Source organism: Enterobacter nematophilus, assembly GCF_026344075.1.
Lineage (GTDB): Bacteria > Pseudomonadota > Gammaproteobacteria > Enterobacterales > Enterobacteriaceae > Enterobacter > Enterobacter nematophilus.
On sequence record NZ_JAPKNE010000002.1, the window covers coordinates 130,879 to 150,779 of the forward strand.

At 56.6% G+C, this 19,901-nt stretch carries 16 protein-coding genes, 1 tRNA gene and 1 pseudogene; 11 read left to right on the forward strand and 7 right to left on the reverse strand.

The window, feature by feature from the left end; all coding sequences use genetic code 11:
* Positions 1–437 precede the first annotated feature (437 nt).
* The 7 genes and pseudogenes from OSH03_RS07355 to mgtE all read left to right on the forward strand — a co-directional run bounded on the left by OSH03_RS07355 (position 438) and on the right by mgtE (position 9,095).
* Positions 438–1,550: a porin OmpC gene (locus OSH03_RS07355; RefSeq protein WP_061097573.1), complete on the forward strand. Its 1,113-nt coding sequence runs from the start codon at positions 438–440 to the stop codon at positions 1,548–1,550.
* 114 nt (positions 1,551–1,664) lie between these two features.
* Positions 1,665–2,720, forward strand: a complete 1,056-nt coding sequence (gene apbE, locus OSH03_RS07360) for an FAD:protein FMN transferase ApbE (RefSeq protein ID WP_266178702.1) — start codon at positions 1,665–1,667, stop codon at positions 2,718–2,720.
* Positions 2,721–2,792: 72 nt separating this feature from the next.
* Positions 2,793–3,851: a bifunctional DNA-binding transcriptional regulator/O6-methylguanine-DNA methyltransferase Ada gene (gene ada / locus OSH03_RS07365; RefSeq protein ID WP_266178918.1), complete on the forward strand. Its 1,059-nt coding sequence runs from the start codon at positions 2,793–2,795 to the stop codon at positions 3,849–3,851.
* Entirely contained in the window at positions 3,851–4,507 is a 657-nt protein-coding gene (gene alkB, locus OSH03_RS07370) for a DNA oxidative demethylase AlkB (protein ID WP_061097576.1), read from the forward strand. The genes ada and alkB overlap by 1 nt, the downstream gene beginning before the upstream one ends.
* 69 nt (positions 4,508–4,576) lie before the next feature.
* Positions 4,577–6,220: a multidrug ABC transporter permease/ATP-binding protein gene (locus OSH03_RS07375; RefSeq protein WP_266178703.1), complete on the forward strand. Its 1,644-nt coding sequence runs from the start codon at positions 4,577–4,579 to the stop codon at positions 6,218–6,220.
* Positions 6,221–6,334: 114 nt separating this feature from the next.
* A pseudogene (locus OSH03_RS07380) lies at positions 6,335–7,563 on the forward strand (IS481 family transposase).
* Positions 7,564–7,658: 95 nt separating this feature from the next.
* Complete coding sequence (gene mgtE / locus OSH03_RS07385) at positions 7,659–9,095, forward strand: magnesium transporter (RefSeq protein ID WP_266178704.1); 1,437 nt, start codon at positions 7,659–7,661, stop codon at positions 9,093–9,095.
* Here the strand turns inward: mgtE and OSH03_RS07390 are convergent.
* Entirely contained in the window at positions 9,058–10,347 is a 1,290-nt protein-coding gene (locus OSH03_RS07390) for a SulP family inorganic anion transporter (protein ID WP_266178919.1), read from the reverse strand. The genes mgtE and OSH03_RS07390 overlap by 38 nt on opposite strands.
* Before the next feature lie 188 nt (positions 10,348–10,535).
* Between OSH03_RS07390 and mqo the strand changes: the two genes are divergently transcribed.
* The gene (gene mqo, locus OSH03_RS07395) at positions 10,536–12,185 is read left to right on the forward strand and encodes a malate dehydrogenase (quinone) (protein ID WP_151413974.1); all 1,650 of its coding nucleotides are present in this window, start codon (positions 10,536–10,538) and stop codon (positions 12,183–12,185) included.
* A gap of 129 nt (positions 12,186–12,314) precedes the next feature.
* Here mqo and eco read toward each other — a convergent pair whose 3' ends face one another.
* On the reverse strand, positions 12,315–12,818 hold the full coding sequence (gene eco / locus OSH03_RS07400) for a serine protease inhibitor ecotin (RefSeq protein WP_253542821.1): 504 nt from the start codon (positions 12,816–12,818) through the stop codon (positions 12,315–12,317).
* A 209-nt stretch (positions 12,819–13,027) separates the two neighbouring features.
* Here eco and OSH03_RS07405 point away from each other — a divergent pair, with 209 nt between their 5' ends.
* Positions 13,028–13,288 (forward strand): DUF2534 family protein, encoded by a 261-nt coding sequence (locus tag OSH03_RS07405; RefSeq protein WP_008500962.1) that lies wholly within the window; start codon positions 13,028–13,030, stop codon positions 13,286–13,288.
* A gap of 93 nt (positions 13,289–13,381) precedes the next feature.
* Here OSH03_RS07405 and OSH03_RS07410 read toward each other — a convergent pair.
* The 3 genes from OSH03_RS07410 to OSH03_RS07420 form a co-directional block, all read right to left on the reverse strand.
* Positions 13,382–13,458: transfer RNA gene (locus OSH03_RS07410), tRNA-Pro, on the reverse strand.
* A 71-nt stretch (positions 13,459–13,529) separates the two neighbouring features.
* Positions 13,530–15,290: an LPS biosynthesis-modulating metalloenzyme YejM gene (gene yejM / locus OSH03_RS07415; protein ID WP_061097581.1), complete on the reverse strand. Its 1,761-nt coding sequence runs from the start codon at positions 15,288–15,290 to the stop codon at positions 13,530–13,532.
* A gap of 19 nt (positions 15,291–15,309) precedes the next feature.
* On the reverse strand, positions 15,310–15,537 hold the full coding sequence (locus OSH03_RS07420) for a YejL family protein (RefSeq protein ID WP_014884596.1): 228 nt from the start codon (positions 15,535–15,537) through the stop codon (positions 15,310–15,312).
* A gap of 134 nt (positions 15,538–15,671) precedes the next feature.
* On the opposite strand from OSH03_RS07420, the gene yejK reads away from it, so the two are divergent.
* Positions 15,672–16,679 (forward strand): nucleoid-associated protein YejK, encoded by a 1,008-nt coding sequence (gene yejK, locus OSH03_RS07425; protein WP_266178705.1) that lies wholly within the window; start codon positions 15,672–15,674, stop codon positions 16,677–16,679.
* A gap of 52 nt (positions 16,680–16,731) precedes the next feature.
* On the opposite strand, the gene rplY is transcribed toward yejK, so the two are convergent.
* Complete coding sequence (rplY, locus tag OSH03_RS07430) at positions 16,732–17,016, reverse strand: 50S ribosomal protein L25 (RefSeq protein WP_061097582.1); 285 nt, start codon at positions 17,014–17,016, stop codon at positions 16,732–16,734.
* A gap of 125 nt (positions 17,017–17,141) precedes the next feature.
* Positions 17,142–18,902, reverse strand: a complete 1,761-nt coding sequence (gene radD / locus OSH03_RS07435; RefSeq protein WP_266178706.1) for a DNA repair helicase RadD — start codon at positions 18,900–18,902, stop codon at positions 17,142–17,144.
* Between the two features lie 281 nt (positions 18,903–19,183).
* Between radD and rsuA the strand changes: the two genes are divergently transcribed.
* Entirely contained in the window at positions 19,184–19,891 is a 708-nt protein-coding gene (rsuA, locus tag OSH03_RS07440; RefSeq protein WP_266178707.1) for a 16S rRNA pseudouridine(516) synthase RsuA, read from the forward strand.
* Positions 19,892–19,901: the final 10 nt, after the last annotated feature.

The window sequence follows — 19,901 nt, forward strand, 5'->3', positions numbered from 1 at the left end:
GTTACGTAAAGAAGGGTAAAAAAAAACCGAATGCGATGCATCCGGTTGAATTAGGGATAAACAGACATTCAAAGCTGAATGACGGTAATAAATAAAGTTAATGATGATAGCGATAGTTATTTTAGAGACTGGCGTCGATCTTGTTTTGTCATTCAGTGCGGTAACGTTTTTTTATTTTAAGTATCTGATATGTATTGGGTGTTTTTTCTTTTTGATTATAAGTGCTAAATTTCTAAGCTTTTTGTGCTTTGTAAAAGTTCCTTTTCATTTACATCCTGAAACATGTTGATAGATAAATGAAACATCTTCAAAGTTTTCGTATCATATTCGCATTGGATTATTCTGTAATTTTGCGGAGAATGAAATTGCCGACTGGTTAATGAGGGTTAACCAGTAAGCAGTGGCAATTATAAGGCATATAACAGAGGGTTAATAAAATGAAAGTTAAAGTACTGTCCCTCCTGGTACCAGCACTGCTGGTAGCAGGCGCAGCAAATGCGGCCGAAATTTATAACAAAGATGGCAACAAATTAGATCTGTACGGCAAAGTTGATGGTCTGCACTATTTCTCTGACGACAAGGGTGCTGACGGCGACCAGACCTACATGCGTCTTGGCTTCAAAGGCGAAACTCAGGTTAACGATCAGCTGACCGGTTACGGCCAGTGGGAATACCAGATCCAGGGTAACACCACTGAAAGCGACAACCAGTCCTGGACGCGTGTGGCGTTTGCCGGTCTGAAATTCGCTGAAGCAGGTTCTTTCGATTACGGTCGTAACTACGGCGTGATCTACGACGTAACTTCCTGGACTGACGTTCTGCCAGAATTTGGCGGCGATACCTACGGTTCAGACAACTTCCTGCAGTCTCGTGCTAACGGCGTGGCGACCTACCGTAACCAGGACTTCTTTGGTCTGGTGGATGGCCTGAACTTTGCGCTGCAGTATCAGGGTAAAAACGGTAGCGTAAGCGGCGAAAACGTCGGTGGACGCAGCCTGCTGAAACAGAACGGCGACGGCTACGGTGCATCCGTAACCTATAACCTGGGCGAAGGCTTCAGCGTGGGTGGTGCGATGTCCTCCTCCAAACGTACCGCTGACCAGAACGCACCGGGCGTTTATGGTAACGGCGATCACGCAGAAGTCTATTCTGGCGGCCTGAAATACGATGCCAACAACATCTACCTGGCTGCGCAGTACTCTCAGACCTACAACGCAACCCGCTTCGGTACTTCTAACGGCGACAGCCCGACTACCGCTTACGGCTTTGCTAACAAAGCGCAGAACTTCGAAGTGGTTGCTCAGTACCAGTTCGACTTCGGCCTGCGTCCATCCGTGGCTTACCTGCAGTCCAAAGGTAAAGACATCGAAGGTTACGGCGATCAGGATCTGCTGAAATATGTTGATGTGGGTGCCACTTACTACTTCAACAAAAACATGTCCACCTACGTGGATTACAAAATCAACCTGGTTGATGAAAATGAGTTCACCCGTCAGGCCGGTATCGGTACTGATGATATCGTCGCGCTGGGTCTGGTTTACCAGTTCTAATCGCGTCATCGTGTGACTAAGGGGCCGGATGGCCCCTTTTTTGTGCCTTTTTGGGGCCTCACAATGCAACCGTTTTGGTGTACTCTTGCCGCCCTGGCATGAGGATAATAATTAATGGACATGACTTTTTTACGCGCCAGCTTTCTGGCTATGCTTTTTTTCCTGACCGCGTGTGACGATTCCGCGCCCGTGGCGAAAGCCGATGCACCCGCCGCGACGGTTCTCGAAGGCAAAACGATGGGTACCTTCTGGCGCGTCAGCGTGATGGGCCTGGATAAAACCCGCGTTGATGACCTTCGCGGTAAAATCCAGTCTCAGCTGGATGCCGACGATCAGCTGCTCTCAACCTATAAAAATGACTCGGCGCTGATGCGCTTCAATCTCTCCACCAGTACCTCCCTGTGGCCGGTGAGCGAAGCGATGGCCGATATCGTCACCGAATCAATGCGCGTGGGATATAAAACCAACGGCGCGATGGACGTCACCGTCGGGCCTCTGGTCAATCTCTGGGGATTTGGCCCCAACAAACAGCCGGATACCACACCCGACCAGGCGGCCATTGATGATGCCCGCGCCCGGACAGGGCTAAAGCATCTGACGGTGATCAACCAGTACGGCCAGCAGTATCTGCAGAAAGACATCCCGGATCTGTTTGTCGATCTGTCGACGGTAGGTGAAGGCTACGCGGCGGATCACCTTGCCGCGCTGATGACGCAGGAAGGGATATCGCGCTACCTGGTCTCCGTGGGCGGCGCGTTAGTCAGCCGGGGCATGAACGCCAGCGGTAAACCGTGGCGCGTGGCGATTCAAAAACCGACCGACCGGCAAAACGCCGTGCAGGCCATTGTGGATATTAACGGGCACGGCATCAGCACGTCCGGGAGCTACCGTAACTATTACGAACTCGACGGGAAGCGTATTTCGCACGTTATTGACCCTCAGACCGGACGTCCCATCACGCATAACCTGGTCTCGGTGACCGTGATTGCCCCCACTGCGCTGGAAGCCGATGCCTGGGATACCGGCTTAATGGTTCTCGGCCCGGAAAAAGCCAAAGAGGTGGTTCGTCAGGAAGGGCTGGCGGTTTATATGATCACTAAAGAGGGCGACGGGTTCAAAACCTGGAGCTCGCCGCAGTTCAACAGCTTCCTGGTGAACGACAAAAATTAAAAAGCAAGGTTGCGGGTTTTTTATCACTGGCGCTCATGCACGCTAAAGGTATGCTTGTAAGAGGAGCTGATGATGAAAAATCCAACCTACATGAACGATGAGGATCGCTGGCAGGCTGTTCTGGCTCGCGATCCGCGCGCTGACGATCGGTTTGTCTTTGCCGTGCAGACGACGGGGATTTTCTGCCGCCCGTCCTGCCGCGCCCGTCATGCGCTGCGTAAAAACGTCTGCTTTTATCCCGATGTTCAGCATGCCATTCAGGCAGGGTTTCGCCCGTGCAAGCGCTGCATGCCGGACAAACGCGATCCGCAGCAGCAGAAGCTGGCGAAAGTGGAGCACGCCTGCCGACTTCTGGAGCAGGATCCCGCGCTGACGCTGGAAGGCCTGGCGCAGCAGGTCGCCATGAGTCCTTTCCATTTCCACCGGCTGTTTAAGTCCGTCACCGGGATGACGCCAAAAGCCTGGCAGCAGGCGGCGCGGGGGCAACGTCTGCGCGCGGCGCTTGCGCAGGGAAACAAAATTACCGATGCCGTGCTGGCGGCAGGTTTTCCCGACAGCAGCACCTATTACCGCAAGGCCAACGACGCGCTGGGGATGACGGCGAAGCAGTACCGCAAAGGTGAGGTATCGGTGCAGTACGCCATTGACGACTGTTCGTTAGGACGCTGTCTGGTCGCTGAAAGCGAGCGGGGGATTTGCGCGATACTGCTGGGCGACAGCGATACTGAATTAGCCGAAGAGCTGGCGACGCTGTTTCCAAACGCGGAGCCTGCTCCACGGGAAGATGCCTTTGCGCAGCGTATCCGTCAGGTCATTGCCAGTATTGATAACCGCGCGGCGCCGCTGGCGCTGCCGCTGGATATACGCGGCACCGCGTTTCAGCAGCGGGTCTGGCAGGCCCTGCGTGACATCCCCTGCGGGGAAACAGCCAGCTATCAGCAGGTGGCGCAGGCGATTGGCCAGCCCAACGCGGTGCGTGCCGTCGCCGGAGCCTGCGCGGCAAACAGGCTGGCGATTGTGATCCCCTGTCACCGCGTGGTTCGTAACGACGGCGGGCTGTCGGGCTATCGCTGGGGGGCGGCGCGAAAAGCACTATTACTGAAACGTGAGGCGAAACGCCGGGAGGGATAATGCTCGATCTTTTTGCGGATGCTGAACCCTGGCAGGAGCCGCTTGCGCCTGGAGCGACGATCCTGCGCCGCTTTGCGCTCTCACGCGCGCAGGCGCTGCTTGCCGGCATAGAAGAGGTGACGGCCGTTTCACCGTTTCGCCATATGGTGACGCCGGGCGGCTACACCATGTCGGTAGCCATGGCCAACTGCGGGGAGCTGGGGTGGGCGACGAACGCGCGCGGCTATCTGTATGCCCCGAACGATCCCGCCACCGGCCAGCCGTGGCCCCCGATGCCGGCAGCTTTTCAGGCGCTCTGTCACGAGGCTGCCGTTGCGGCAGGTTACCCTGACTTCCGGCCGGATGCCTGCCTGATTAACCGCTACGCCGTCGGCGCGAAGCTCTCCCTGCATCAGGACAAAGATGAACCCGATCTGCGGGCGCCCATCGTCTCGGTATCGTTGGGTCTGCCCGCCGTCTTCCAGTTTGGTGGATTGCGCCGCAACGATCCGCTCAGGCGCATTATGCTGGAGCATGGCGACGTGGTGGTGTGGGGCAGGGAGTCACGGCTGTACTATCACGGCATTCAGCCCCTGAAGCCCGGGGTTCATCCCCTTACTGGCGAGTACCGCTATAATCTGACGTTCCGTCAGGCGGGATTGAGCAAACAAAAATAAGAATTATTCTTGATGTCCGCGCAGGGCAGTTTACACTGCTGGCTGATTTTTATTGTCCGGATTGCCTGCATGCAACTACTTCTTCTTGTCTGGCGTCAGTACCGCTGGCCCTTTATCGCCGTAATGGCCTTAAGCCTCGCCAGCGCCGCGCTGGGTATTGGCCTGATCGCGTTTATCAACGTGCGGCTGATCGAAATGGTCGATACCTCACTCTCGGTCCTGCCGGAGTTTCTCGGCCTGCTGCTGCTGTTGATGGCGGTTACGCTGGGTTCCCAGTTGGCGCTGACCGCGCTCGGCCACCATTTCGTTTTCCGCCTGCGCAGCGAGTTCATCAAGCGGATCCTCGACACGCAGGTTGAGCGCGTGGAGCAGCTCGGCAGCGCCTCCCTGCTGGCGGGGCTGACCAGCGACGTGCGCGCGATTACCATCGCGTTTGTCCGCCTGCCGGAGCTGGTGCAGGGGATCATCCTGACCTTTGGCTCGGCGGCGTATCTCGCCTGGCTTTCGACCAAAATGCTGGCGGTGACCGCGGTGTGGATTGCCATCACCATCTGGGGCGGTTTCGTGCTGGTGTCGCGTGTCTATAAACACATGGCGGTCCTGCGCGAAACGGAAGATAAGCTCTATAACGATTACCAGACGGTGCTCGAAGGGCGTAAAGAGCTGACCCTCAACCGCGAGCGTGCCGAGCATATCTTCAATAACCTCTATATTCCGGACGCGCGTGAATACCGGCACCACATTATTCGCGCCGATACCTTCCACCTGAGCGCGGTGAACTGGTCCAACATTATGATGCTGGGTGCCATTGGCCTGGTGTTCTGGATGGCGAACAGCCTGGGCTGGGCGGACACCAACGTGGCGGCGACCTACTCGCTGACGCTGCTGTTCCTGCGTACTCCGCTGCTCTCGGCCGTCGGCGCATTGCCCACCTTGCTGAGCGCGCAGGTGGCGTTCAATAAGCTCAAAAAATTCGATCTCGCGCCGTTCAAAGCCGAATTCCCGCGCCCGCAGGCTTTCCCGAACTGGCAGACCCTGGAGCTGCGCGACGTGACGTTCCGCTATCAGGACAACGCCTTCTCCGTGGGGCCGGTCAACCTGACGATTCACCGCGGCGAACTGCTGTTCCTCATCGGCGGCAACGGCAGCGGAAAATCTACGCTGGCGATGCTGCTCACCGGACTTTACCAGCCGCAGTCGGGCGAGATCCTGCTGGACGGCAAGGCGCTGAGCGCGGAGAAGCCCGAGGATTACCGCAAGCTTTTCTCAGCGGTATTCACCGATGTCTGGCTGTTTGACCAGCTGCTGGGCCCCGAAGGGCAGCAGGCCAATCCTGAGCTGGTGGAAAAATGGCTTACGCAGCTGCAGATGGCGCACAAGCTGGAGCTTCAGGACGGTAAAATCCTGAACCTCAAGCTCTCCAAGGGGCAGAAGAAGCGCGTGGCGCTGCTGCTGGCGCTGGCGGAAGAGCGCGACATCATCCTGCTGGATGAGTGGGCGGCGGATCAGGACCCGCACTTCCGCCGCGAGTTTTATCAGGTGCTGCTGCCGCTGATGCAGGAGATGGGCAAGACCATTTTCGCCATCAGCCACGACGATCATTACTTCATTCACGCCGACCGTCTGCTGGAGATGCGCGACGGCAGGCTGAGCGAGCTGACCGGCGACGAGCGCGATGCGGCATCGCGTGATGCGGTGGCGCGAACGGCCTGATGCCCACACCCTAACCCTCTCCCACTGTACGGTCCGGGGACATAGTGAACACTTGTTCGGGGACATGGTAGACACTTACAACTGAGGCATAACAATCCGTTTATGGAGTTGCTTATGCCCTGGGATGCGAGAGATACCATGTCATTACGTACCGAGTTTGTTTTGCTCGCCTCGCAGGACGGGGCGAACATCCGTTTCCTCTGCCGTCAGTACGGCATTTCTCCTGCCACCGGCTACAAGTGGCTTCAGCGCTGGGCTCAGGAAGGCGTATCCGGCCTTCAGGACCGCTCCCGCGCACCTCATCACTCCCCGAACCGCTCGTCAGACGACATCACGGCCCTGCTGCGCATGGCGCATGACCGTCATGAACGCTGGGGAGCCCGCAAGATTAAGCGCTGGCTTGAAGACCAGGGGCACACCATGCCCGCCTTCAGCACCGTCCATCACCTGATGGCCCGCCACGGCCTGCTGCCGGGCGTTTCACCGGGCATTCCGGCCACGGGCCGCTTCGAACACGACGCGCCGAACCGCCTCTGGCAGATGGATTTTTAGGGCCACTTCCCCTTTGGCGGTGGCCGCTGCCATCCGCTCACCCTGCTGGACGACCACTCCCGTTTTTCCCTGTGCCTGGCGCCCTGTACCGATGAACGGCGCGAGACCGTGCAGCAGCAGCTGGTCAGCGTGTTTGAACGCTACGGCCTGCCGGACCGGATGACGATGGACAACGGCTCACCGTGGGGCGACACCACCGGCACCTGGACGGCGCTGGAGCTGTGGCTGATGCGTCACGGTATCCGGGTGGGCCATTCCCGGCCTTACCATCCGCAGACGCAGGGCAAGCTGGAGCGTTTTCACCGCAGCCTGAAGTCGGAAGTGCTGCAGGGAAAATGGTTCGCGGACAGCGGAGAGCTGCAGCGCGCCTTCGACCACTGGCGCACGGTCTACAACCTTGAACGCCCGCATGAGGCGCTGGATATGGCGGTACCGGCCTCGCGGTATCAGCCGTCTGCCCGGCAGTACAGCGGGAGCGTAACGCCGCCGGAATATGATGAAGGGGTGAAGGTCAGGAAAGTGGATGCCAGCGGAAAGCTGAGCATAGAGGGTGTCAGTCTGGGCGCAGGCAAGGCGTTCAGGGGAGAACGGGTCGGGCTGAAGGAGACGCAGGAGGACGGCTGCTATGAAGTGTGGTGGTACAGCACGAAAGTGGGGGTGATCGACCTGAAGAAAAAGTCGATCACCATGGGTAAAGGATGTTAAAAAGTGTTCACCATGTCCCCGAACACCTGTCAACCATGTCCCCGGACTGTACACCCACAGGGAGAGGGGATAGATCGTGGCTGTAATGACGTTTTTTTCTCCACCTCGGCCCGTTGTTTATTCTTATTTACATATCCCCGCGCTATGCTTAACGCCAACTCTTTTAATGGATTTATGATTGATGTCGGTATTAAAGAAAAACAGCGCCAGGCAGCGTGACCAGGAACGTGCGCGACTCATCTGGCTTCTCACGACCGATAAAGCGGTCACGTCTACGCTATTAGGCAAACTGACCCTGGCTGAGCAATATGATGTCGGCACCTTAGCCGACGATATTGCTGAGGTAGGTGCGCTGGTTGCTCATTTACCGCCGCCGGATCTGGCGGATACCCTGGAAGCGCTTCCTTCGGAAGAGCGTCACGCCCTCTGGCGCCTGGTGCAGGATCACGAGCGTGGCCAGGTCCTGCTTGAGGCATCCGAAAATGTCTGGGATGACCTGATCGACGAGATGAGCGACCGGGACATCCTCGACGCCCTGCAAACCCTGGATATCGACGAGCAGATTTACCTTGTACAGCACCTGCCGCGTAATCTGACCGGTCGCCTGCTGGCCTCTCTGCCTGCCGATGAACGCGCGCGCGTGCGTCAGGTGATGCACTACGAGAAAAACAGCGTTGGCGCGATCATGGAGTTTGGCGTTATCACGGTACGTCCGGACGTCACGCTCGGTACCGTACAGCGCTACCTGCGCCGCCTGGGCAAAATGCCGGACAACACCGATAAGCTGTTTGTCACCGCGCGGGATAAAACCCTGCTCGGCGAGCTGGAGCTGAAAACCATCCTGCTCAACAGCACCCAGCAGAAGGTGAGCGAGGTGATGGAAAACGAGCCGATGGTCTTCTCCCCGGAAGACGATGCGGAAAAAGCGGCGCGTACCTTTGAACGTGATGACCTTGTGAGTGCGGCGGTCGTAGACTCCGTCGGCAAGCTGATGGGCCGTCTGACCATCGATGAAATCGTTGACGTGGTTTATGAAGAGACCGATAACGACCTCCGCGCGCTAGGCGGGATCAGCGCCGAAGATGACGTCCACGCCTCCGTCGGCAAGGCGGTGAAAACCCGCTGGGCGTGGCTGGCTATTAACCTGTGTACCGCCTTTATCGCCTCCCGCGTGATTGACGGCTTTGAACACACCATTTCGCAGCTGGTGGCGCTGGCCTCGCTGATGCCGATTGTGGCCGGGATTGGCGGCAACACCGGAAACCAGACCATCACCATGATCGTCCGCGCGCTGGCGCTGGAAAATATTCAGCCCGGTAACTTCGCCTTTCTGATCTTCAGGGAAATGGGGGTGGCGCTGATCAACGGCCTGGTATGGGGCGGCATTATGGGCGGCATCACCTGGTGGCTGTATGACGATATGGCTTTAGGCGGCGTGATGATGCTGGCGATGGTGCTGAATTTACTGGTGGCATCGATGATGGGCGTCATTATCCCGCTGACGATGACCAAACTGAAGCGCGACCCCGCGGTGGGGTCGAGCGTGATGATCACCGCCATCACCGATACCGGCGGTTTCTTTATTTTTCTTGGGCTGGCAACGATTTTTCTGCTTTAACCCGACGCTTAATGCGGGCGGGGATCAGTGCCATGACGATAATCCCGCCCAGCACGCCAACCGCCAGATTGCCGGTCGATACCGTTGCGGCAACGGTCACCAGCATTACCACCGTTTCTGCAACCGGGGCATTTTTTATCGTGGCGGGCTGAAGGCTGTGCCAGCTGAAGGTTTTGACGGCGACAATCGCCATAATCCCCGCGAGCACCGCCATCGGGATTTTAGCCATCACTTCACTGAGTGCCGTCACCAGGATCAGCAGCACGATGCCTGCCGCAATGGTTGAAATGCGGCTTCGTCCTTTTCCCATCTCCACGTTAACGATGGTTTGTCCGATCATCGCGCAGCCCGCAATGCCACCGTAAAGCCCGGCCATGATATTACCTACGCCCAGCCCGATGCTCTCGCGACGCTTGCTGGAGGGCGTAACCGTCAGTTCGTCCACCAGTTTTGCCGTCAGCAGGGACTCCAGCAGACCGACGAAGGCAATGCTCAACGCGCACGGCCAGATAATGCTCAGCGTTTGCAAATTAAACGGCACCAGCAGCTCGGTAAATCCAGGCAGACCGCCAGTCATTGAGCCTTCATCACCGACGGTCGGCAGGACCTGACCGGTGGTGACGGTGAAAAGGGTTAACAGCACAATCGCAATCAGCGGGGAAGGGACGCTTTTAATATAGCGCGGCACCCACAGCACAATCAGCAGCGTCAGCACGAACAGGCCCACAATCAGCGGGCTTCGGCTCCAGAAATGCGGCACCTGAGCGAAGAAAATCAAAATGCCCAGGGCGTTAACAAATCCGGTCATCACCGACTGGGGAATAAAGCGCATCAGTCTTGCCATGCCCAGCACGCCAAACAAAATCTGGATCGCGCCAGCCATCAGCACGGCGGGAAGAATGTACTGTACGCCGTGCTGATGTACCATCGGGCCAATCACCAGCGCCACGGAACCGGCCGCAGCCGTGACCATCGCCGGACGCCCCCCCAGCACAGAGAGAGTAAGACACAGCACCACGGAGGCGATCAGGCTAACCTTCGGGTCAACGCCCGCCACCACGGAAAATGAGATGACCTCGGGGATCAGCGCCAGAGCGGTAATTACGCCCGCCAGCGTTTCACGCGTCAGTTGTTTAGGGGAGCGCAGCACGCTGGCTACGCTGTCTTCAGGGGATACAGCAGAATGGGGTAAGGACATAACAGTTCGCTGGTTAGGGCAGGCTTCCGTGCGCGCGATCACAAAGTGCAGCATAGTAGCCATAAATTCCCCGTATTGCCAGTTGCGCGCCGCAATCCCCTACAAACAATCCATCATTAAATTTCACAATTACAATAATTTCGTAACCTTTAAACAATATTTAAAAGTTGTTACCGTGCCCACGCAGCTTTTTTCACCTGCAATTTCCACGCATCAAGCACTTTTACACTAAGGCATAAATTATGAAAAAAATGACTGCCATGCTCTTTTCTCTGGCCGTTGGGCTCAGCGCCGTCTCAATGGCAGCGAAAGCAGACGCACCAAAAGAGCAGGAAACGGACGTCCTTTTGATTGGTGGCGGCATCATGAGCGCCACGCTGGGAACCTATCTGCAAGAACTGCAGCCGGACTGGTCCATGACCATGGTCGAGCGTCTCGATGGCGTGGCGCAGGAGAGCTCTAACGGCTGGAACAACGCCGGTACGGGCCATTCGGCACTCATGGAACTGAACTATACGCCGCAGAAAAAGGACGGTTCCATTAGTATCGAGAAGGCGGTAGAGATCAACGAAGCGTTCCAGATCTCGCGTCAGTTCTGGTCTCACCAGGTCAACAGCGGCGTGATGCACGACCCGCACTCCTTCATCAATACCGTGCCGCACATGAGCTTTGTGTGGGGCGAGCAGAACGTCAATTTCCTGCGCGCGCGCTACGCTGCGCTGCAGCAGAGCACCCTGTTCCGCGGGATGAAATACTCTGAAGACCACGCGCAGATTAAAGAGTGGGCACCGCTGGTCATGGAAGGTCGCGATCCGAACCAGAAAGTGGCGGCGACCCGCACCGAAATCGGGACCGACGTGAACTACGGCGAGATTACCCGTCAGCTGGTGGCGTCCCTGAAGAAGAAAGATAACTTCAATCTGCAGCTCAGCACCGAAGTGCGCGGCTTTAAGCGCAATGCGGACAACAGCTGGAGCGTGACCGTTGCCGATCTGAAAAACAATGAAGCCGAGCACGTCATTAAGGCGAAATTTGTCTTCATCGGTGCGGGCGGCGCGGCGCTGAAGCTGCTGCAGGAGTCCGGTATTCCTGAAGCTGACGACTACGCGGGCTTCCCGGTCGGCGGTCAGTTCCTGGTGTCCGAGAACCCGGAAGTGGTGAATCGTCATCTGGCGAAAGTGTACGGTCAGGCTTCCGTGGGCGCGCCACCGATGTCCGTCCCGCACATCGACACCCGCATGCTTGACGGTAAGCGCGTAGTGCTGTTCGGACCGTTCGCGACCTTCTCCACCAAGTTCCTGAAAAACGGCTCACTGTGGGATCTGCTGAGCGCGACCACCACCTCTAACGTCAAACCGATGATGGACGTGGGGCTGGATAACTTCGATCTGGTGAAATACCTGATTAGCCAGGTGATGCTTTCTGATGAAGAACGCTTCGAGGCGCTGAAAGAGTACTATCCGCAGGCGAAGAAAGAAGACTGGCGTCTGTGGCAGGCGGGTCAGCGCGTGCAGATCATCAAGCGCGATCCGAAAGAGGGCGGCGTGCTGCGTCTGGGTACCGAAGTGGTGAGCGATAAGGATGGCACGATCGCCGCGCTGCTGGGTGCGTCACCGGGTGCGTCTACCGCTGCGCCAATCATGCTGCACCTGATGGAAAAAGTGTTTAAAGACAAAGTCGCCAGCCCGGAATGGCAGGCGAAGCTGAAAACTATTATTCCTTCCTACGGCACGAAGCTGAACGGTAACGTGGATGCGACGGAGCAGGAGCTGGAGTACACCAGCCGCGTGCTGCAGCTGCAGTACGTGAAGCCGCAGGCTGCGGACGCTGCACCGAAGGCGGAGCTGAAGCCTCAGCCGGAAAACAAACCGGTTGCGGATATTGCGCTGTAAGGTAAAAGCAAAACGGTAACATCCGTTACCGTTTTTAGCGTTTTCTCTCTCTCCCGGTGGGAGAGGGGTGGGGTGAGCAGCTGTGTTTAAAGTCAACGGCTGACGGCTAAGCCGCCACCCGACTTATTTTTAGCGTACTACCGCTTGTCCGACCGTCTCTTCTGCCTTCCACACGCGATATTTTACTTCCACGTTTTCAGGCGTATATACCACGATCGGCAACTTGCTGTTGTAGCGCAGCAGGCTGTTATCGCCCAGATACGCCGTCACAAATTTCTTCTCTTTCTTGCCGTCCGGGCAGGCCATCATGGTGGAAACCGGAGAGGTCACTTTATCAAAGACGTAATAGTCGTAGCCCCAGCCTTCCAGGGTTTTGCTTTCCAGCTGACCGCCCAGACGATGCTGATTGCAGTCCACTTCCAGCGTCTTGCCAATTAACAGTTCGACTTTGTAATTCGCTTCGTCCTGCTGAACCGGCAGCTGAATCACCTGACGCTTCATGCCTTTTTCCGCTTGCGGATAGGGGGCAACTTTTTCCAGCGGCTGCGCTTTTTGGGCGTCACTGGCGAAAGCGCTGGTGCTGGCGCACGCGGCGGCGAGAAGCGCCATGGCAAATTTAGGTGCGTTTTTCATCGTCATTCCTTTATGTCAAAACGGTCCTGAACAGACTAACATAACGAGTGTGAATGATTGGTGTGATTTACCTACATTTTCATTATATGTAGCGTAATAAACTTAATATTTACCGTTTTGGCAGGTGTTTGTACTGGTGTGGAGTGTGGCGGGCGTTCGTGTTATTTTAGGCTCTCTATAATGTTATTCATCTGTGAAAGGGAAGAGAGATGGTTCGTGCAAAACTGAAAACACCTGAAGGCCGCAAGTTCCTCCTGGCGCTACTTGTCGTGTTTATGATTGCTGCCGCCTGCGTCGGGCGGGCCACCATTGTTGGCGTCATCGAACAGTACAACATTCCTCTCTCCGCCTGGACTACCAGCATGTATGTGCTGCAGTCGGCGATGATCTTCGTTTACAGCCTTGTCTTCACCGTTCTGCTGGCAATCCCGCTGGGCATTTTCTTCCTGGGCGGACGTGAAAAACACTAAGCGTTTATCTGCTATAAGAAGCCAGCCTGCGGGCTGGCTTTTTTACAGGCAATAAAAAAACCAGCCATAAGAGGCTGGTTTTCAATGTGTTTTTGGTCGGCACGAGAGGATTTGAACCTCCGACCCCCGACACCCCATGACGGTGCGCTACCAGGCTGCGCTACGTGCCGACGCATAAAAAGATACTACTCGATTCCGTTTCGAATGCAAGGGAATCTGTCGCTAACTGGTTTATAATTAATCAGTTAGCGATAAAACGTTTCTCATCCGTCAGGACCTGCAGCAGCAGGCTAAGCTGTGGTTTCTGGTCCTTCAGCCGTTCACCCTGCAGATTATAGGTCTGATAGTTCCCGTTGCTGTTCAGCACCAGCGTCAGCTTCGGCGTGGTCACCACCAGCGTGTTGCCGTCAGCAGCCGTCACCCAGTTATGGCGGCGCGTGGCGCTGAAGAGATCCTGCCCCTGGGAATACTCGTTTGCTGGCGTACTGACGTGCAGCAGGCGCTGCATCAGGGTCGTCATGACGTCTTTATGTTCTGTGAGCATATTGATGCGCTGCGCCGGCGTTCCCGGCCAGTGGATCACCAGCGGAACGTGCAGGTTTGGACGTGACCAGCTCATGCTCTTCGTCTCGTCGCCTAACGGTACGCCATGCCCCGCGGTCACGATCACGACGGTGTTATCAAGCTTGCCCGATTCACGTAGCGCGTCAAGCACGCGGCCAATCTGTGCGTCAACATCGCTGGCCGCGCGGCCGTAGCGGCGCGCAAAGCCTGCCTGGTTGCTGTCGTTAAGCGTTGTGCCGTTGAAGGCCACCCACGAGAACCAGCGGTTATCTTCCTGCGCGTAGCGATGCAGCCAGTTTATCCACTGGTTTGCGGTCTGAGCATCAGACTGGCTCTGCGCGGCAGGCAGTGAGAAATCAGAGAGCAGCGCCTGGCGGTACAGTGAACTGTTGAAGCCGTCCGATGAGAACAGCCCTAACTGATAGCCCTGCTGATTAAGCCCGGTGATCAGCGCCGCAGGGATGCGAGCAGACAGCACGCCGTCCATATATCCGGCAGAAATGCCGTAGAACAGGCCAAAGATACCCGCATCGGTTGAGTTACCTGAACTCATATGCTGGGTAAACGACACGTTCTGACTCGCGAAATCGGCCAGCGCAGGCATCTGCTTCTCGTAACGGGAATAGTTCAGGCCATCGACGGTAATCAGCAGTACGTTTTGCCCGCGACCCATATCGCGATAGCGCAGATCGCTCAGCGGATACTGCACGCTAACCGCTTCCGGATTACCCTGTTCGACCAGACGGCGCTGATACTCCTGGGCATCAAGCAGGCCGTGCTTCTCAAGGAAACGACGGGCCGTCATCGGATAAGAGAGCGGCAGGTTAGCGCGCTGCATGGTAATAGGGCGATAGAAGTTCGCATCCGCCCAGATATACATGATGTGCGAACTGATAAATGAGACGAAAAAGAGCGCGGCGACGGGCTTCGCGTAATGGCGGCGTCGGGTCAGGCTGCGGAGCTTTTGCCAGCTCCAGGTGGCAAACAGCATCTCGATCAACAGGATCACCGGGACGCTGATGAACATCAGCTGCCAGTCGCGGGCCGTTTCGTTCTGGTCCGGGTTTATGACCAGTTCCCAGACGATAGGGTTGAGATGCAGGTGGAAACGGGTGAACACTTCACTGTCGATAAGCAGCAGCGTCATCCCCACCGTCGCAAGGATTGCGGACAAGAACCGCATCAAACGCTGCGACATGACGATAAACGTCAGAGGAAACAGGATCAGCAGATAGGTGGCGAAGACCAAAAAGCTAAAGTGACCGACGACGCTTATCCAGGAGTAGATACGCCCGGTTAGCGTGGTGGGCCAGTCTGCGACAAACAGATAACGACAGCCAATTACCGTCGCTAGCAGAATGTTGAACAGGGCAAACCAGTGTCCCCAGCTGACCATCTGGGAGACTTTTTCACGGTAGCGCTGACGATTCGTCACCATAAACTGTTGTTCGTTTCCCTTAATGGGCCTGGTCGTTGCTGACGGATGACTGTAACGCCTGGGCGAAAGATTTGGCGATCGCCTGACGCTGAGCCGGAGCAACGCTGGTGTTGATAAGGTTGGTGACCATATTTCCCAAAACCATCAGGGAGAGATCGGTCGGCGTTTTATGTTTTTCCAGTACGTTGACCAGCTCACTGAGCAGTTGTTCAACGTGTTCATCACTGTAGCGGGAATGTTGTGGCATAAATCAAAATCAGTTTGTTGATGAAAGGGCAACATATTACCGTAGCAACAGCTTTTTTTCCCCTTTTTTATCTGTTGTTGCACACATGTCCTGGTGGTGGTTGAATACCGCCCGGTCTAAAAGGAGAGTTTATCATGAGTCTGGAAATCAACCAGATTGCCTTGCACCAGCTTATCAAGCGTGATGAGCAAACCCTTGAAGTGGTGCTACGCGATTCGTTACTGGAACCCACGGTAACCGTTGTGGAAATGATGGCAGAGCTGCATCGCGTCTACAGCGCTAAAAATAAAGCCTATGGTCTGTTCAGCGAAGAGAGTGAGCTGGCCGATAGCCTGCGCCTGCAGCGTCAGGGCGAAGAGGATTTCCTGGCGTTTAGCCGTGCGGCAACCGGGCGTCTGCGCGACGAGCTGGCGAAATATCCTTTCGCCGACGGCGGTATTGTCCTGTTCTGCCACTATCGTTACCTGGCGGTAGAGTACCTGCTGGTCAGCGTGCTGAATAACTTAAGCAGCATGCGCGTGAACGAACAGCTGGACATCAGCTCAACGCACTATCTGGATATCAACCATGCGGATATTGTGGCGCGTATTGATTTGACCGAGTGGGAAACCAACCCGGAGTCGACCCGCTACCTCACCTTCCTGAAGGGGCGCGTGGGCCGTAAAGTGGCCGATTTCTTTATGGACTTCCTCGGCGCCAGTGAAGGCCTGAACGCCAAAGCGCAGAACAAAGGGCTGCTGCAGGCCGTTGATGACTTCACGGCTGAAGCGCAGCTCGATAAATCTGAACGCCAGACCGTACGCCAGCAGGTTTACAGCTACTGCAACGAGCAGCTGCAGGCGGGGGAAGAGATTGAGCTGGAGTCGCTGTCAAAAGAGCTGGCGGGCGTCAGCGAAGTGAGCTTCCAGGAATTTACCGCGGAGAAAGGCTATGAGCTTGAGGAGAGCTTCCCGGCGGATCGCAGCACGCTGCGTCAGTTAACCAAATTTGCCGGCAGCGGCGGTGGGTTAACCATTAACTTTGACGCCATGCTGTTAGGTGAACGCATCTTCTGGGATCCGGCAACCGACACCCTGACCATCAAAGGTACGCCGCCGAACCTGCGCGATCAGCTTCAGCGCCGCACCTCTGGCGGTAAATAACAGCCATAAAAAAACCCCGCAGCTGCGGGGTTTTTTTTCGACTGGTTTGCGATTACGCGCGAACGAAGTCGATGTGAGTCAGTTTTGGCTTGAACGCGTGACGCTGAACGGCCTGAACCTTCACTTTTTCTTCTTTACCGCCAACAACGATGGTCAGAACTTCGCTGTAGAACTCAGCTTTGTTCTGCATGTTCCATACTTTGTCGTGATCCAGTTCGATAGCAACTGGAGCAGCTTCGCCACCGTAAACGATAGCCGGGAACTTGTTAGCGGTACGCAGGCGGCGGCTCGCACCCTTACCCTGCACGTTACGTACTTCTGCTTCGATAGTGAACATTGATTTCTCTCTGTATTTAAAACCCTACTACAGGCGACCCAGCAGCAGGTGAGTGTTCTGCTCCACGGATGTGAAGCGGGCGGCATTTTATACTCAAATGCCCCGCACATCAATGAAAAGTCCCGTTAACCGCGCAATTCATTTGCCCGACGGAAGCGGCCTTCATAGTCAAAGACCTTCTCGCGAACCTGCCAGAACTGGCCTTTCTTGCGGGCGACCACGAAGTCGGGGTGGCGCAGCAGCACCTGCTGATGAACGATATCCGCGACGGTTATCCAGCGCAGCGGCACGCCGGGCGTACGGGTATGCGGGCGGATGAAGAGCTGCTCAAATGCCGTGCGCTGGGCAGGCGTCTGAACCCTGAACCGTTCGCTGACGTCAGCGCCATCCTCGTCGTAATAGGTGATTTTCAGCCATTCGCCTTTTTCATCCGCGCCGGGCTGCAGCGCCATGCCGGAGCAGCGCAGCACCAGCGCATCCTTCAGCTTCAGCGCCGCTTTCAGCATGTCGTCCGGGTCCACCAGCACCGTGTCGCACTCGCGGCAGCGGCGGGCGGCGATGTCGTTTTCGGCGTTGCACTGCGGGCAGTTTTTGAAGCGGAAGCGGAAATCGCACTGCTCGCGATGTCCCTCATCATCTTCAAACCAGCCCTGACAGCGGCGGCCAAAGTGTTCAATCAGCGTGCCGTCGGCGGTGGTTTTTCCCCAGAAGGTGTTGGCGAAGCCGCAGGCCGGGCAAAACACCTGCACCGGCACGTTGTCGCTTTTGCCTTTCGGCGTGCCCACTTCGGGGGAGTAGAGATCGTGCGGGTTACCCGCGTAATCGAGGATCAGACAGTCGGTTTTTCCCGGGGCCAGGCGCAGGCCGCGGCCGACAATCTGCTGATACAGGCTGACGGATTCGGTAGGGCGCAGAATGGCGATCAGATCCACGTGCGGGGCATCGAAACCGGTAGTCAAAACAGAGACGTTGACCAGATAGCGAAACTGCTGTGCTTTGAAGGCATCAATCAGCCTGTCGCGCTCCGGGCCGGGCGTTTCGCCAGTGATCAGCGCCGCGTCGTCAGCGGGCAGCAATCCGGTGATTTCGCGCGCGTGCTCAACGGTGGCGGCGAAAATCATGACCCCTTTGCGCGTCTGCGCAAATTCTTCGATCTGGCTAATGATATGCGGCGTGATCCGCTTTTGCTTTTTCAGCTCCTGATTGAGGTCAGCTTCGCTGAACAAGCCGTTGCTCTGCGCCTGCAACCGGCTGAAATCATACTGCACCACCGGCATATCCAGCCGCTCGGGCGGCGTCAGGTAGCCGTGCTTAATCATGTAGCGCAGCGGAAGTTCATAGATACAGTCGCTGAACAGCGCTTTCTCGTCGCCGCGCACCATGCCGTGATAATGAAAGCGATAGATCCAGCCTTTGCCCAGGCGAAACGGGGTGGCCGTCAGGCCGAGCAGGCGTAAGTGAGGGTTCACCTCTTTCAGGTGAGTGAGGATTTGCTGATACTGGCTGTCGTCGTCATCGCTGATGCGGTGACATTCGTCGACAATCAGCAGCGAAAACTCGCTGCGGAACAGATCCAGGTTGCGGGCCACCGACTGTACGCTGCCGAAAACCACTTTGCCGTGGCTCTCTTTGCGCTTCAGCCCGGCGGCGAAAATGTCGGCTTCCAGCCCCAGCGCGCAATACTTGGCATGGTTTTGCGCGACCAGCTCTTTGACGTGCGCCAGCACCAGCACGCGACCGCGCGCAAGGCGAGCCAGCTCGGCAATGACGAGGCTCTTGCCTGCACCGGTCGGGAGGACAATGGCCGCCGGTTCCCGGTGTTTGCGGAACCAGGCGAGGGTCGCGTCAACGGCTTCCTGCTGATAGGGACGAAGTGTAAAAGTCATAAGGTCTCGGTTTCGTTATTCCGCACATATACCCGTCATACTTCAAGTTGCCTGTGCGTTGGCTGCACTCGTTCACCCCGGTCACTTACTTATGTAAGCTCCCGGGGATTCACTCCTTTGCCGCCTTCATGCAACTCGAATTATTTAGGGTATAGATAGTATGCCACGAAACTTTTTCCCTTGAGTGGCGCAACCAGACCATTATACTGAACCGTTCCTGACTGCTTCTTTTTTCGGACGCACGGTCCGACTTCCAGCACCATTAAGGCTAAAAAGATTTCATGCGACTTGATAAGTTTATCGCTCAGCAACTCGGCGTAAGCCGCGCTATTGCCGGGCGCGAAATACGCGCCAGCCGCGTTACCGTGGATGGCGACATTGTGCGAGACAGCGCGTTCAAACTCCAGCCTGACCATCAGGTAGAGTACGACGGCAATCCGCTGACCCAGCAGCACGGTCCCCGCTATTTCATGCTCAATAAGCCGGAAGGCTATGTCTGCTCAACGGACGATCCGGATCACCCGACGGTGCTCTATTTCCTCGACGAACCGGTTGCGCATAAGCTGCACGCCGCGGGCCGCCTCGACATCGACACCACCGGTCTGGTGCTGATGACCGACGACGGTCAGTGGTCGCACCGCATTACTTCCCCGCGCCACCACTGCGAGAAAACCTATCTGGTCACGCTGGAGTCGCCGGTTGCTGATGACACGGCAGAGCAATTCGCGAAAGGCGTTCAGCTGCATAATGAGAAAGATCTGACCAAACCCGCCGTGCTTGAGGTGATCGCGCCGACGGAGGTCCGTCTGACCATCAGCGAAGGGCGCTACCATCAGGTGAAACGTATGTTTGCCGCCGTGGGTAACCACGTTGTGGGCCTGCACCGTGAACGCATCGGTGCGATTGCGCTCGATCCCGACCTGGCGCCCGGTGAATATCGTCCGCTGACGGAAGAAGAGATTGCCAGCGTCGGTCTGCCCTCGCACTAATTTCAGGAGA